Origin of the sequence: Methylomonas sp. MS20, assembly GCF_050275925.1 — a bacterium.
Classification (GTDB): Bacteria; Pseudomonadota; Gammaproteobacteria; order Methylococcales; family Methylomonadaceae; genus Methylomonas; species Methylomonas koyamae_A.
Window position 1 is genome coordinate 1,572,910 of sequence record NZ_CP189962.1, and the last position, 13,999, is coordinate 1,586,908.

The 13,999-nt window shown below is 53.6% G+C and carries 19 protein-coding genes and 1 pseudogene; 17 read left to right on the plus strand and 3 right to left on the minus strand.

The genetic code is table 11. From position 1 onward, the window contains the following. Positions 1-124 precede the first annotated feature (124 nt). The 17 genes and pseudogenes from ACQE3D_RS06850 to ACQE3D_RS06930 all read left to right on the plus strand — a co-directional run bounded on the left by ACQE3D_RS06850 (position 125) and on the right by ACQE3D_RS06930 (position 10,528). A complete protein-coding gene (locus ACQE3D_RS06850) occupies positions 125-538 on the plus strand; it encodes a hypothetical protein (RefSeq protein ID WP_157197877.1) in 414 nt (137 codons plus the stop codon). Between the two features lie 215 nt (positions 539-753). Beyond that, complete coding sequence (locus tag ACQE3D_RS06855) at positions 754-1,365, plus strand: RHS repeat-associated core domain-containing protein (RefSeq protein ID WP_313728599.1); 612 nt, start codon at positions 754-756, stop codon at positions 1,363-1,365. A 303-nt stretch (positions 1,366-1,668) separates the two neighbouring features. Then, positions 1,669-2,118, plus strand: coding sequence for a hypothetical protein (locus ACQE3D_RS06860; protein WP_313728598.1), 450 nt, complete (start codon positions 1,669-1,671; stop codon positions 2,116-2,118). A gap of 145 nt (positions 2,119-2,263) precedes the next feature. Next, positions 2,264-2,341 (plus strand): annotated as a pseudogene (locus ACQE3D_RS06865) (hypothetical protein); the annotation flags it as partial. Positions 2,342-2,426: 85 nt separating this feature from the next. Next, positions 2,427-2,930, plus strand: a complete 504-nt coding sequence (locus ACQE3D_RS06870) for a hypothetical protein (RefSeq protein ID WP_313728597.1) — start codon at positions 2,427-2,429, stop codon at positions 2,928-2,930. Continuing rightward, on the plus strand, positions 2,900-3,310 hold the full coding sequence (locus ACQE3D_RS06875; protein ID WP_313728596.1) for a hypothetical protein: 411 nt from the start codon (positions 2,900-2,902) through the stop codon (positions 3,308-3,310). The genes ACQE3D_RS06870 and ACQE3D_RS06875 overlap by 31 nt, the downstream gene beginning before the upstream one ends. 184 nt (positions 3,311-3,494) lie before the next feature. Further along, complete coding sequence (locus tag ACQE3D_RS06880) at positions 3,495-4,280, plus strand: RHS repeat-associated core domain-containing protein (RefSeq protein WP_427501413.1); 786 nt, start codon at positions 3,495-3,497, stop codon at positions 4,278-4,280. A 1-nt stretch (position 4,281) separates the two neighbouring features. Further along, the gene (locus ACQE3D_RS06885) at positions 4,282-4,518 is read left to right on the plus strand and encodes a hypothetical protein (protein ID WP_313728594.1); all 237 of its coding nucleotides are present in this window, start codon (positions 4,282-4,284) and stop codon (positions 4,516-4,518) included. 56 nt (positions 4,519-4,574) lie between these two features. Beyond that, positions 4,575-5,522 (plus strand): RHS repeat-associated core domain-containing protein, encoded by a 948-nt coding sequence (locus ACQE3D_RS06890; RefSeq protein ID WP_313728593.1) that lies wholly within the window; start codon positions 4,575-4,577, stop codon positions 5,520-5,522. Beyond that, entirely contained in the window at positions 5,523-5,792 is a 270-nt protein-coding gene (locus tag ACQE3D_RS06895; protein ID WP_071155113.1) for a hypothetical protein, read from the plus strand. A gap of 247 nt (positions 5,793-6,039) precedes the next feature. Further along, positions 6,040-6,390: a hypothetical protein gene (locus tag ACQE3D_RS06900; RefSeq protein ID WP_313728592.1), complete on the plus strand. Its 351-nt coding sequence runs from the start codon at positions 6,040-6,042 to the stop codon at positions 6,388-6,390. Between the two features lie 77 nt (positions 6,391-6,467). After that, complete coding sequence (locus ACQE3D_RS06905) at positions 6,468-6,929, plus strand: helix-turn-helix domain-containing protein (RefSeq protein ID WP_427550980.1); 462 nt, start codon at positions 6,468-6,470, stop codon at positions 6,927-6,929. Further along, complete coding sequence (locus tag ACQE3D_RS06910; protein WP_313728407.1) at positions 6,848-7,444, plus strand: IS630 family transposase; 597 nt, start codon at positions 6,848-6,850, stop codon at positions 7,442-7,444. Before ACQE3D_RS06905 ends, ACQE3D_RS06910 begins: the two co-directional genes overlap by 82 nt. A 242-nt stretch (positions 7,445-7,686) precedes the next feature. Further along, a complete protein-coding gene (locus tag ACQE3D_RS06915; protein ID WP_231883784.1) occupies positions 7,687-8,094 on the plus strand; it encodes a transposase in 408 nt (135 codons plus the stop codon). Then, complete coding sequence (tnpB, locus tag ACQE3D_RS06920) at positions 8,070-8,420, plus strand: IS66 family insertion sequence element accessory protein TnpB (protein WP_313727828.1); 351 nt, start codon at positions 8,070-8,072, stop codon at positions 8,418-8,420. The genes ACQE3D_RS06915 and tnpB overlap by 25 nt, the downstream gene beginning before the upstream one ends. A gap of 31 nt (positions 8,421-8,451) precedes the next feature. After that, a complete protein-coding gene (gene tnpC, locus ACQE3D_RS06925) occupies positions 8,452-10,011 on the plus strand; it encodes an IS66 family transposase (protein ID WP_313728405.1) in 1,560 nt (519 codons plus the stop codon). Between the two features lie 148 nt (positions 10,012-10,159). Continuing rightward, complete coding sequence (locus ACQE3D_RS06930; RefSeq protein ID WP_064031642.1) at positions 10,160-10,528, plus strand: hypothetical protein; 369 nt, start codon at positions 10,160-10,162, stop codon at positions 10,526-10,528. Between the two features lie 310 nt (positions 10,529-10,838). Here ACQE3D_RS06930 and ACQE3D_RS06935 read toward each other — a convergent pair whose 3' ends face one another. The 3 genes from ACQE3D_RS06935 to ACQE3D_RS06945 all read right to left on the minus strand — a co-directional run bounded on the left by ACQE3D_RS06935 (position 10,839) and on the right by ACQE3D_RS06945 (position 13,973). Next, entirely contained in the window at positions 10,839-11,831 is a 993-nt protein-coding gene (locus ACQE3D_RS06935; protein WP_427551431.1) for a FecR family protein, read from the minus strand. Between the two features lie 331 nt (positions 11,832-12,162). Next, on the minus strand, positions 12,163-12,690 hold the full coding sequence (locus ACQE3D_RS06940; RefSeq protein WP_313728590.1) for an RNA polymerase sigma factor: 528 nt from the start codon (positions 12,688-12,690) through the stop codon (positions 12,163-12,165). Positions 12,691-12,992: 302 nt separating this feature from the next. Further along, positions 12,993-13,973 carry a FecR family protein gene (locus ACQE3D_RS06945; RefSeq protein ID WP_313728589.1) on the minus strand — a complete coding sequence of 327 codons (981 nt, stop codon included), beginning with the start codon at positions 13,971-13,973 and terminating at the stop codon, positions 12,993-12,995. Positions 13,974-13,999 lie beyond the last annotated feature (26 nt).

Below are 13,999 nucleotides of genomic sequence, written 5' to 3' on the forward strand. Positions count from 1 at the left end.
TATTGATGCAACCGATAAAAATACAACTAGCACTAAATAATATAAAAAGTAATGAATGCAGATAGACCCTCTTTCAGAAGAATGTGTGTATTAATGCTGTTATCAATTTTTACGGTTACCGCTTATGCCTAGGTTCTGGTTTTTTATTTTAATAATTAGCTTGAACGGGTGTGATGTTTTTTATATTAAGCGGCTTGATTTTCAAAGGCCTAGCGAATTTTCATTTGTTTCTCGCTATGAAGCAAATAAAGCTGAAATCATTTCAGCAGTGGAAAATTATGCTTTGGCAAACAATATGTCTTGTAGCGTAAAACCCAGTGTGCTTTTGGATTGTAGCTTACAGCCTAAAGATGTTGTGGTTTTTGAAGATGCAAATGGAGTTTCTATTTGCTTATTTATGCTTGGAATTAGTTGGGAGGCTGGTGATTTTAATCAATTCACCGAATTAATTAAAAATTTAATACACGAAAAGTTACGTTATGCAACACTAAATAATTTTAGTGAAAAAGACGATTGTAATAACATACCAATGCCGTAAGAAGTGTTGCCGGCTGGGTAAATCTCGTAAGGTGGAACGAATCGCGGTTCCGCCGTATGTGGCATTTCGATTGCGGCTCGCCTACGACCGCGCGGCGGATTATTGTGATTTTGCCGGGTGATTCGCGGCGCAATCCACCTGTTGCTATAGGACCGTAGGTCCGATTAGCGAAGCGTAATCGGACGCATGTATTTAATTCATTCCTCCTACGCAAGTTGGGCGACATCCCGCTGGCGGTCATCGACCAACGGCCGGACGGAAGTCTGGTCAAACTGGCCTACATCGAAACCGACTTCACCAACACCCCGCGCTTTTTGCGCCGGGCGGCCGGCGAGCTGACCCAAGCGATCCGGGCCTGGCCGATCGCCCCCTACGGCGATACCCCGGCCCTGGAAGACCCGGACGGCGACGGCGTGAAGATCGCCTTCAACCTGCGCTACCCTGGCCAATACTACGACGCCTACTCCGGCCTGCACTACAACCACACCCGCTACTTCTCGCCCCGCGCCGGCCGCTACCTGCAACCCGACCTGATCGGTCTGGAAGGCGGCACCAATGTGTATACTTACGCCAACGGCAATCCGGTCAGCTATACCGATCCGACGGGGACTTGGGCGGAAGCGAGCTTGATGCGGCAAATCGGCGGCTATTTAGATGCGCGTTATCGTGGTTTGGTAGGACGCCGTTTCCCAGTTACTACGGGCAATCGAGTAGCTTGGCTCAAGACGTATTCCAACTGCCTGGTGTCCAAATGTCCTTGTTGCCGGCGATGTTTACGCCGCTGGGCCTTGAGGAAGCGGGAGTTTGGAGTGTTACTAGGACTGTAGCCACTAAGGTTGATGATGTTCTAAAAGTTGGTGAATTCAATTACACTAAAACTGTTGGAAATCATATCAATGACCTCGTTAAAAAGGGCGCGAATAAAGGGGAGTTAGCTAGGCCTTATATGAACTCACCAAACACAATTAAAGAGATAATTTCTTCAGGCAGGGGTATTGCTGATCCAGGTGGTGTGCCAGGAGCTCTTAGATACGATGTTCCAGGATCTTTTAGGGGATCTAACGGCACGTGGGAATTAGTTGTCCATCCGGAAACTAAAACGATATATCACTTTAATTTTGTGTATTAGGATGGCTGTGGAATTTAATGTTGGTGATAAATGGTCAAGTAAAGAAATAGAAATTAGGTACGATGTAGCTGAATATTCCTTCGATTTTACGCCTAGGTATGATAGCTATTCACCGTTACTTATTAATGATCTTAACTTGTCATTGAGTAGCGATGGCTTGTTGTTAGGTGTATGGGGGTTTTGTCCCCATACGACGTGGAAAAGCACCAGCAATGTTCCACCCGAGACAAAAAAATGCGATCTTTACGTGAAAAGTGGATGTTTGCCTGACACAGGTGTTTCAACCAGGATAAACGAAACTAATTGGGATGCTTATTTCAACGAAATGGAACGATGGTTGTGCATAGGTAAGTCTGATGCCTTTGGTAAAGCTATTGAATTTGCTCCAGGAGCGATTTTGGTTTTGTTGGAAAATGGCGATGTGGTATCGCTGTGGATTCGCGTAATCTAAATTTAAAGACCGTAGATCCGATTACGCTTCGCTAATCGGAGCAGGCTGGGCGATACCCCGGCCCTGGAAGAACCCGGACGGCGACGGCGCGAAGACCACCTTCAACCTGCGTTACCCCGGCCAATACTACGACGCCTTCTCCGGCCTGCACTACAACCACACCCGCTACTTCTCGCCCCGCGCCGGCCGCTACCTGCAGCCCGACCTGATCGGCCTGGAAGGCGGCACCAACGTCTATACTTACGCCAACGGCAATCCGGTCAGCTATACCGATCCGACCGGGACTTTCGCGTTGTTGGGGGCGTTTGTTGGCGCAACCTTTGATTTTGGTTTGCAGATGTTCAGCAACGGCGGTGATATTGGCGCCGTCAACTGGGGAGATGTTGGTATTTCCGCTGCTTTGGGGGGCGACGGGTGGCGGTCTCCTAGGAAAAGTTGGCAAGATTACCGATACAATTAGGGATACGAGTAAAGTTGCAAACAGTGGAAGTGCATTAGCTAATGCATCTAGCTCTGCGTTTAAAGCCGCTGATAACGTTGTGGCATGGACACCGAAAAATAAGCATTTATTAGACTCCACTGCTCAACGAGCAGCGAAATTTAATACAAATAGTTTTGATGATATTCAATCAGTCGTAGCTGAAGCGTTACGTTCACCTAATGCTAAATTTATGACAAATAACGTTGATGATTCTTTCCGTGTTGTTATTGATTTAGGAAGGGAGATTGGTTCAAAAGGCCAAACATCAGTTAGAGTAATAGTTGGTAATGACGGTAAAATATGGAACGCTTTCCCTGTAAATGCACAATAGATTTTGAAATTGCGCAAAAGCCTTGTTTGCCAATAACAAACAAGGCTTTCTCTGAGACTGAAGGTCGATTGGTAATTTCAGTTGATGAAAATATTATTTTCGATGAGGAAGATATTTTATTGGCTGAGTTGTATTCGGCGCTAAAATCTTGGGTTTCTCGGGGTTGTTCAGAGGATTTCAAATATGACTCGATGGATTATGAGGAGTCGCCGATCCTTGAAGTCAGAGTGAAAGATGCTTTTATATTTATCTCATCTGTTTGGATGGATAAGAGTTTCAGCTTGCCATTTGAGATTGGAAAACAAGAATTTATAGATGCAGTTAAACTATTTGTCTGCCGGTTTGAATCTGAGTTACCTGAAATAAAAGCAGTTTCTTAGCACAAGGACCGTAGGTCCGATTAGCGCGGCGTAATCGGACGAATGGTTGGTATGTCTCCGATTACGCTTCGCTAATCGGAGCAGGCTGGGCGACATCCCGCTGGCGGTCATCGACCAGCGGCCGGATGGCAGTCTGGTCAACCTGGCCTACATCGAAACCGACTTCACCAACACCCCGCGCTTTTTGCGCCGGGCGGCCGGCGATCTGACCCAGCAGATCTGGGCTTGGCCGGTCGCCCCCTACGGCGATACCCCGGCCCTGGAAGACCCGGACGGCGACGGCGTGAAGACCACCTTCAACCTGCGCTACCCCGGCCAATACTACGACGCCTACTCCGGCCTGCACTACAACCACACCCGCTACTTCTCGCCCCGCGCCGGCCGCTACCTGCAACCCGACCTGATCGGCCTGGAAGGCGGCACCAATGTGTATACTTATGCCAACGGCAATCCGGTCAGCTATACCGATCCGACGGGAACTTGGGCGGAAGCGAGCTTGACGCGGCAAATCGGAGGCTATTTAGACAGCGCGTTATCGTGGTTTGGTAGGACGCCGTTCCCCAGTTACTACGGGCAATCGAGTAGCTTGGCTCAAGACGTATTCCAACTGCCTGGTGTCCAAATGTCCTTGTTGCCGGCGGTGTTTACCCCGGTGAGTTTGGAGGAGGCTGGGTTATTTGCTATTAGCGGGGGATTTAAGAATACAATTCCAACTGGAAAACTGGCGAATCATATTTTCTCTGGAAAAGAAGGAAAATTAGAAGATTCCATCGCAAACCGTGAGCTTTTAACTAAGTTATCAAATGAGATCGCCAATTTTATAGGTGTTGATAAATATGGGAAAAGCTGGTTTTCGCAGACAATGCCGGATGGCTCACAAGTTTATTCCTATACTCAGAATGGAGTGATTAAGGGGGCGGGCAGAAATCCCGCATTTGTCGATTTGGTAGTGCGCTATGGACTCAAATAAAATGAAAATATTCAGTGATAACACAATTACTGAGAAAGAGGGATATGAAGCGATGCTTTATATGCTTAATTATTATTGGGAGTTGACGGGGTCGAATGATCTGACAGATATTCTTAGTGGTGGTGAGTATGTCGTTGAAGACACGCCTGCTGATAGTGCTTTTTGGGAATATTGGTTGGATGCCGTTAAAAAGGTAAGGAGAGAAGGCCCACCACCATTAAAAACTCTTATACGGTAAACATGGTGCATTGCCGAAGGTCCGATTGGTGAAGCGTAATCGGACGAATGATTGGTATGTCTCCGATTACGCTTCGCCAATCGGAGCAGGCTGGGCGAACACCGCCGCTGGCGGTCATCGACCAACGGCCGGATGGCAGTCTGGTCAACCTGGCCTACATCGAAACCGACTTCACCAACACCCCGCGCTTTTTGCGTCGGGCGGCCGGCGACCTGACCCAGCCGATCTGGGCCTGGCCGATCGCCCCCTACGGCGACACCCCGGCCCTGGATGACCCGGACGGCGACGGCGTGAAGACCGCCTTCAACCTGCGCTACCTAGGCGAATACTACGACGCCTACTCCGGCCTGCACTACAACCGCACCCGCTACTTCTCGCCCCGCGTCGGCCGCTACCTGCAACCCGACCTGATCGGTCTGGAAGGCGGCACCAACGTCTATACTTACGCCAACGGCAATCCGGTCAGCTATACCGATCCGACGGGGACTTTCGCGTTGTTGGGGGCGTTTGCTGGCGCTACCTTTGATTTTGGTTTGCAAATGTACAGTAACGGTGGTGATATTGGCGCCGTCAACTGGGGAGATGTAGGCATTTCCGCTGCTTTGGGGGCAGTGGGTGGCGGTTTCTTAGGAAAAATTGGCAAGATTACCGATACAATTCGGGATACGAGTAAAGTTGTAAAGAGTGGAGCCGAGAGTGCGAAGCAAGCGGCAGATCTTTCAAGACACCTTGGTTACACGGAAAAATACGGCCAAGCTGGCCTCAAGGAGTTGGAGAATGGCCGGATTCGCTACTATGGTGAATTGCAGCCCGCCGACAAGGCTGGAGAAATGGCGGGTCGTCGCTACGTTCATGAGTTCGACCCCGCAACTGGCGGTTCTCGCGGATGGCACGAAACGCTTGATCACAGTGGTAGCGTTCGGCAAGTCCGACCGGAGCTGAATAACGGCATCAAGCAGCACTACAAGTTTGACCGTAACGGAAATTATACGGAGAGCTGGTAAGTGGAAATTACTTTGGAAGTAGTGAGATCGGTCTTCGTTGATGTGTTGGAAGGCCGGATGACGCGAGAGGCAGCAGACCGCTGGGCTTATGCAATAACCCGTGAGTCTGAATCAGGAACGTTGACTTTCGCACCTCACGAAGAAATGGCGCGTATTTGGGCAGGCGTGATGTATCTCTACGGGATCGACACGATGGAGGAGCCGGGCGAGTATCTTCATACTGAAGAAGACATTCGTACAGCGATGCAAGAAAAGGTGGGTGGCCGTTAACGGAATGGTTGGTATGTCTCCGATTACGCTTCGCGAATCGGAGCTACGCTCGTTGCTAAGTTCCAAGAGCACTGTTTAGGCACCTGCACAAGCATTGGATACTGGTAACTTTGCTCGAACAATAACGACAAATAATACTGTTGGAACCTTGGCAGACAAGATGGGTGGAGGTTTAACAAATACCTTTACGGTAATAACCGATAAGTATGGCAATTTACAAACGGCATTCCCTGGAGGGCTTTAATTCGTGAGTACTGAAGCTAGAAGAATTGAGTTGACTAAGAAAGAAATTGTCGATGTCAATGCAAAGTTTCACCAAAAAATACTGCTTGAGAGTGAGTTTTATAGGCAGTTAATGCAAGCGGGGTGTGTCTTTAATCAGTGTATATTGATTTCGATTTTTCCTGATGGAAGCAACATGTACTGCGGAAAAGTTATCAGACAAGATGGGCGGGTTATCGATTTTGATATCGATTTTGATGCAGCTGATTATTCAATATGGACAGATACTACTGACGCGTTTCATGAAATATATGAAAAGAATAAGAGTAGTAAGCCTTGGATGAAAGAGGTGATTGCTTATGATCTAAGCGCTTAACAACAAATCACCATGCATTAAAATAGCGAGATTTCAGGTGTGGTGGTAGCGACAGAATGCGGGCAAGAGCAATAGAATTGAACGAAAGCGAACGAGAGCAGCTCCAGCAAATTATCAAAAAAGGGAGCGATTGGCGAGAACGGGAGCGGGCACAGACCATTTTGATGTTAGCCAATGGCCAGACAGTCATTGCGATTGCAGAACAGCAAGGCGTGAAACCGGAAGCTATACGGGAGCGGCGGCGGAAGTGGTGGAGAAATGGGCTGAACAGTTTACCGGATCAACCCCGCAGTGGTGCACCAAGTAAATTGACTGACGCGCATCGATGCCGGCTCAAAGAATGGATCGATGCGGAACCTTTAAACTGCCGGGCATTGGTCAGTCGTCTAACGACGGAATGCGACGTGACGATTAGCGCCAGCACCTTGCGGAACGAGTTAAAACGGATGGGCTATGTATGGAAGCGCACCCGTTACAGTTTAAAAAAAAGCGTGATCCCGAGCGCTTCGAGCGGGCCCAACACGACATTGCCGCACTGATTCAGCAAGCGCAAGCCGGCGAAATCGAATTGGCCTATGTGGATGAGGCCGGATTTGCACCACAACCACCGAATCGTTCGGCTTGGACCAAAAGCGGAGAAGTTCATGCCATTACCGCTAAACGCGCGCAGCGGATGAACGTCATTGGCGCTTTGCTTTCATCGGGTCGATTAATGCTGACTAAGCTGTGGCAAAGCGTCAATGGTCTGTGGTTTTTTGGCTTTCTGATGGCATTGGTCCAACGCGTCAGCAAGCCATTGGTGGTGATTTTAGATAATGCGTCCATTCATACGGCCAAAAAACTGAAGCCGTATTGGGATTTGCTGGAAGAGAAAGGTATTCGATTTTATTTCCTGCCGCCCTATAGCCCTGAGTTGAATCGGATTGAATTGCTGTGGCATAAAATGAAATATGAATGGCTGCCATTCAAAACATTTATGCCGGATGAGCTTGAGCAGGCTATTGACGAAATTGGCCGAGGGTTTGGCTCACAATACACGCTAACTTTTTGCTAAGAGCTTATTTCATGAATTGGAGAGAGTGAGTACTTCTAAAAGGTAGACCACCAAGTGGCGGCGCGCTTGATTCAGGATAATCTGGGTAATTTGAAGAATGGAGCCATCTCAGTGCCAGTCCCGAATGGGTTTCCCGCCCGCGTGATTATGCCAGATGGGTCGTAAGCGGTCCTTTAACAGCATCTGTATAAACAGCTCGAAAGGAACGAAGATAGTGTCCACTTATAATCAGGTGGACACCTATGAAGGAGCATAACACGCGATTATCGCGGCCATTAATCGTGGGGCACGGGCGAGACGGCCGTTGCCTTTATGATCCGGAAGCCAAGCGGGAGCTAGTGAAAGTTTGCTTGCATTCGGGCACATCGGTTGCCAAGATCGCTCTGCAATACGGTATCAATGCCAATCTGCTGCGCAAGTGGATGGGGCATTACCGAGAAACAGGACATCCGAATCCGAACAGTCCATTAACGTTGCCGGCTTTTGTGCCCGTTCAGTCGCTGAGCGCAGAGAAACCGGCTGAGTCAGCGCTCAGTGCGGAGTTGCCCAACGGCGTTAAACTCGCGTTACAGCCTGTCGCACTGAGCGACCTGCCGGTGATTTTGAAGGCGTTGGCCGAGCTGCCATGTTTCGTTTCGACGCAGGATTGAAGGTCTACCTGCACCGCGAGCCGGTCGACGGCCGCAAGGCCATCAATGGTTTAGCGCTGCTGGTTGAGCAGGCATTAGGCTTGAATCCGTTCGAGCCGGCCATCTACGTGTTCAGCAACCGCCGGCGGGATCGGATCAAACTGCTGTTGTGGGACCGCACCGGTTTTTGGTTGATGCTCAAGCGGCTGGAAGCCGACCGTTTTCACTGGCCGAAAGAGGCAGCAGTTGTGATGTTGACGGTCGAGCAACTCCACTGGTTGTTAGCCGGTATTGACTTGGCCGCGATGCGGCCGCATCCGGCACGAACCTATACCCAAGTGGGCTGAAACGCGGATGTAAAGCCGGTAAAATAACGGCATGACGCCCACCATCACGCTGTCCACCGAAGACTACCAAGCCTTGCTGGCCGAGCAGCAACGGCTGGCGAGTCAACTGCGGTTGGTGACGGTCGAGCGGGATTTATTGAAAGAACGTGTGGATGCCTTTCTGCATAGGCTGTATGCCGCAAAATCCGAGGCGCGGGCCAATCCGGCCCAGCGCGACCTGTTCCTGAACGAAGCCGAAGTGTTGGCGCCGAACGGTGCTCCAATCGCCGAGGAAGCCACGCCCGAAGCGGTCGAGGTGGCCGGTCACCGCCGTAAGAAACGCGGTCGCAAACCGCTCGATCCGCATCTGCCGCGTGAGATCGTGCGCCATGAATTAGCGGAAGCCGAACGCATCTGTGCGCATGACGGTACTCGTCTGGTGGAAATCGGCGCTGAAATCAGCGAGCAGCTCGACATCGTGCCGCAACAGGTGCGAGTCATTCAACATCACCGCGTCAAATATGCCTGCCCGTGCTGCGATGAAAGCATTCGCGTGACGCCGGCACCGGTTCGCATCATCCCCAAAGGCTTACTCACCGAAACGGCATTAGCCTGGGTCGTCACCGCCAAATACCAGGATAGCCTGCCGCTGTATCGGCAAGCCGCGCTGTTGAGCCGTTTCGGCGGCGATCTGTCGCGCAACACGCTGGCGGCTAGCATGGTGCGGGTTGGCGACGCAGTGCAACCCATCATCAACTTGCTGCGCGACCATCTGCTCGATGCCGATCTGATCCTGGGCGACGAAACCGTGGTTCAAGTGCTCAAAGAATCCGGCCGAGCCGCGCAAAGCAAAAGCTATCTGTGGGCACAAATGACCGGCTCCGGACCGCCGATTCGGCTGTTCAGCTACACGCCGGGGCGCGGCGGAACGCATGCGCAGCCGTTGTATGAAGGCATCAAACCCGGCGCGGTACTGATGAGCGACGGCTATGAGGTGTATAACGCCATTGCAGCCAGCCGGGGTGCGATTCACCTCGGCTGTTGGGCGCATGCGCGGCGTTATTTTGTCGAGGCCGAAGCCGCCATTCCTAAAGCCGCGCGCGGCCCGGAGCAACTGGCGACGCAGTTTATCGCGGCGATGGGTGAACTGTACGCGATTGAAACTCAGACGGAAGACCTGAGCGTCGAACAGCGTGGGCAGCGGCGCCAGGAGCAAAGCCGACCGGTTTTGGTCAAAATCGAAGCCCTGCTGCTACAACATCTGCATGCGGTAATCCCCGGTAGTTTGCTGGGCAAGGCTTTGCATTACTTGTCATCGCAGTGGTCCAAACTGATCCGCTTCGTCGACAACGGCGCTTGGCCCATCGACAACAACCTCTGCGAAAACGCCATACGCCCCTTCGTGGTGGGCCGCCGCAATTGGTTGTTTTGCGATACGGTGGCCGGCGCCCGTGCCAGCGCTAATCTTTACTCGTTGATCGAAACCTGCAAGGCCAATAGCGTCGACCCTTACACCTATCTGGTCGATCTGTTCCGAAAGCTTCCCACCGCAAAAACTGTCGAAGAGTTCGAAGCGCTGTTGCCTTGGAATCTCGACGCCCTAACGGACTAATCGCACGCCAACGGTTAAGTCATTGTCCGTTTCAGTTCTAGTGCGTCCTTCAAAGATCGCTTACGATGGGTCGTTCGCTCCCGCATCGACTATTCGCTTGGTTCCAAGTGGTAACGGTGTAAAGACAGCCTATCTGGAGCTTTGACCTATGTCGCGCGAGTTTTATGGCCCAAAGGCGGATGCGGAAAGCGTCATCAATCAATTATTGAGCCTCCCCGCTACCGGAAGGGAGCAGGATTGGGAGATTGAGCTTGCCGATCCAGCGAGAATCGACGAGATGCTTGACATACTTGAATCGAAAGATATTGATTTCGAGTGTAAAAGTGCGCTTGCTCTATTGGCAATAAGCTCAATGGAAGAAGCTAATGAAGCAGGTATGCTTGAGGCCGCACAAGTACGACGGGCCTATCAACTCTTTTTCAAAAGGGATGAGCTGCGCGAAAGAATGTGTTTTTACTGGATCGAATTGGGAAGAGCGAACAATATTGAATTGGTAAAAAGCGTTATTGCTTGTTGATTCCTTGCTGGTCGAGCTGATAACCGGTGCACGGCCGTAACCAGACTAAACGAATATGTCGGTGACCGGCCTTGGACAGCCGCATTTTCTTGCGCACACTTTTGCCGGATTCAAAGGACCGATTAGCCTGGGTGGGTACGGTTTTTGTGCCCACGCGGATTTTAACGGTGGGCAAATTTGCCGATCCTATCTGCTCGTATATGCGCTGACGCAGGGTGCCGGTAAGGCTGGGCGGCATCCCGCTGGCGGTGATTGACCGAAGCCCGGTAGGGCGTTTTTACTTCGCGCTGAATAGTTACTAAAGCCCGAATCAATCGTTGCCGCGCTTGTCGAGCACGGCTTGCCGCGGATTGGGTCGGCGAATGTCGATGGGCAGCGTCATCGCGATGATGTTCAAGGTGTTGTCGAGATTGTCGGTATGAAACGTGCCGCTGACCTTGAGTTTGGCCAAGGCCGGGTCGGCCAGGGTCAGGCGGATGTCGTGGTAACGCTCCAGCTCGGCCAAAACCTCGTCAAGCCGGCGGTTTTCGAAGATCAACCGGCCTTCGCGCCAAGCGGTCTGCATCGCGATTTGGTTGGCGGGCAATTCGCGAAACCGGCCCTTACGGTCGAAACTCAACGCTTGGTTGGCGTGGATTTCCCGACTTTCGATGTGATCGACTCGAACCGCGCCTTCGACGACCGCGACCGTCACTTCGTCGTTATGCAGACGCACGTCGAAGCAGGTGCCTAAATCGACGACGCTAGCGCCACCGACTTCGATTTGGAACGGGCGGTCCCGGTCGTGCGCGACGTCGAAGTAAGCCTCGCCCTTGATCAGCACCAGCGAGCGATGCCAGCGGTCGAGGTGTACCGTCAATTCGCTGTCCGGACTCAATTCCAGCCGGGAGCCGTCCGCCAATTGAACCGTCCGGCTGGCGCCGCGCTCGGTCGCGTAAACCGCGTTGCGCCCGTACCAGCCTCGTTCGGAGAAGGTCGCCACGCCCAGACCCAACATCAGACAGGCCGCCAACGCCGATTCGGCGAGCCGGCGGCGCGGGCGCCGGTAGGTCAGCGCGGCGGCGCGGACCGGAAAGTCCTGGCCCTTAAAGCGGTCAAGTTGTCGCCAGCGCCGCGCTATTTGCCGGTAGATCCGCTCGTGACCTTCGTCTCGCGCCAGCCACGCTTCGAAAGCCGCGCGCTCGGCCGGCGTGCAGTCGGCCGATTCCAGACGCAGCAGCCAGTCGATCGCTTGTTGCTGCAAGGTGGGCGGAGATTCGGGCATGCGCTTCAAGACGGTTGGCGAGTCGGGTAGGAAGGGCATTGTAAACCCTTGGGTTGAGCCATCGCGACCATGCTCGCGCCTTGAAAAACGCCAAATCCGCTCGCGAGAGCGGCTTCGACGCCAATTTCTCTCGGTCCGGCGCGGTATCGACGCGAGGGCGGGCAAAACCCGTTGCCGCCTTGATTTGCAGGCTGTACGCAGCGGACGTTCAATATGTCGCGATTCGGTTTGCCAATGGTGTCGCGACAATCGACTCGCGGTTCGTCGCGCCGGACTAAGCTACTGGAGGTACCGCGCAAGCTAGTCGCCGCACATTGACCGCGACCGGAGTCTTGGCGCCCGGCGAAGGGCTCGGGGGAGGCGGGAAAGGTCATTGTTCGCTCCAGTCGGTAAAGCGCGTCAGTACGTGATGAGCGGCGATGCCCACCAGCCGGACCGAGTTACGTTCCGAGATGCCGAGGCGCCGGCCGATTTCCCGATGCGATAGTCCTTCCAGGCGATACAGCACGAAGGCGTGGCGGGTGTTTTCCGGGAGCTCCAGCAAAATGTCGTTCAGGGTTTGCAACGCTTCGCGGCTGGTCAGGCGGTCTTCGGGTAGCGGCTCCGCGTCGGCGATTTGCGCCAATAGCGCGTCATCGGCGCCGGCATCGTGGTGAAAACGCTCGCGGACCGACTGACGGCGGTGTTGATCGATACTTAGGTTGGCTATAGTCCGGTACAGAAAAGCCCTGGCGTTATCGATCGATTGCGGGTCGGGACATTGCAGCAGCCGCAAATAAGCCTCCTGCACCAAGTCCTCGGCGCTGTCCTGCCCGCCGCGCTGCCCGGCAAACACCCGCAACTCTTGACTGTGGCGTTGAAATAATCTGTCGAACAGCGATCGTTTGGATTTTGGCACGCGGCGGTCCGGAAGGGCTGGGTCGGCGGTCGACTTTGGGTTAAAGTCCCGTTTCAAGCAAGGTTCGTACCCCAATTGGATCGCTGTCGCGGATTGAGTTGCTGTTGTTTAACAAATCCAACGGTTTGGCGGAGTTTGACGAGGGCGATTTTTCGAACCGGCGACGTTCGCGGCGGAGAGCAAGTGCGGCATATCCCGCAACAGCGGTCGCGCGTTACGGCAAGTCGCGCGTTTGGGATGGCCGGGCGGCGAACGCCATTTGAATACCGATGCGGGCGCTTTGTCGCCAACCGATCCGGTCGTTACAGCTTGTCAGACGCCTCGACGACGATTTCCCGCTCGCCGAGACGCTTGATTTTCACCGGCAGCAGCGTGGCGACGGCATTTAACAAGTTGTCGAGTTGCTCGGTGCGGAAATTGCCGTTCACCCTTAGGCCGGCCAGTTTGGGATCGCGCAGCCGGATGACCACGTCGTGGTAGCGGCCGATTTCGGCCATCACTTCGCCGAGCGGCCGGCCGCGAAACAGCAATTGGCCCCGGCGCCAGGCGGTAGCGGCGGTGATGTCGGTTTGGCCGGCGGCCACGAAGCGGTCGTCGCTGTCGTAGGCCAGTTGTTCGCCGGCGCTCAACTCGCGCCGTTGTTGGCCGCCGGCCATTTCGACCTTGCCTTCTTGCACCGCCACGCTGACCCGACCGGACTGTTGGTAAACGTCGAACGCGGTGCCGATGTCGCGCACCGTTAGATTGCCGGCGGTCACGCTAAACGGCCGAGTCGTGTCGTGGCGTACTTCGAAGAATGCCTCGCCGCGTACCAGATCGACGTGGCGCCGGTTGCGGTTGTAGCGTACTCGAACTTCGGTATCGGTATTCAATTCCAAATGGGAGTCGTCGGACAAGGTCACCGTCAGCCGCTGGCCCTTGCCGGCGCTGTAGGTGCTGGACCAACCATACCAGCCTTGCGGCGAAAACACGGCCCAGCCCGCGCCCAGCAATACGCTCGCGGCCATGGCCCAAACGGCCGGCCGGCGGCGGCGAACGTCGTTCCGGGCCGCGCGGTAGCGCAACGCGGCGTCGCGAGCCGCAAAGGACTGCCGGGTAAAGGGTTCCATCCAAGCCCACTGCGCCTCGGCTTCGCGATAAGCGTCCGGATGGGCCGGATCGGCGGCCAGCCAAGCCGTAAAGGCCTGGCGCAGCGCCGGGTCGGTCGGCGTTTCGCGCAGTCGCAACAGCCAAGCGATCGCTTGGTCGCGTTGAGCTTGAGTACAGGCCGAGGACTGGGTCACGCGGATGTCGGAGTCGAAGTTCGAAG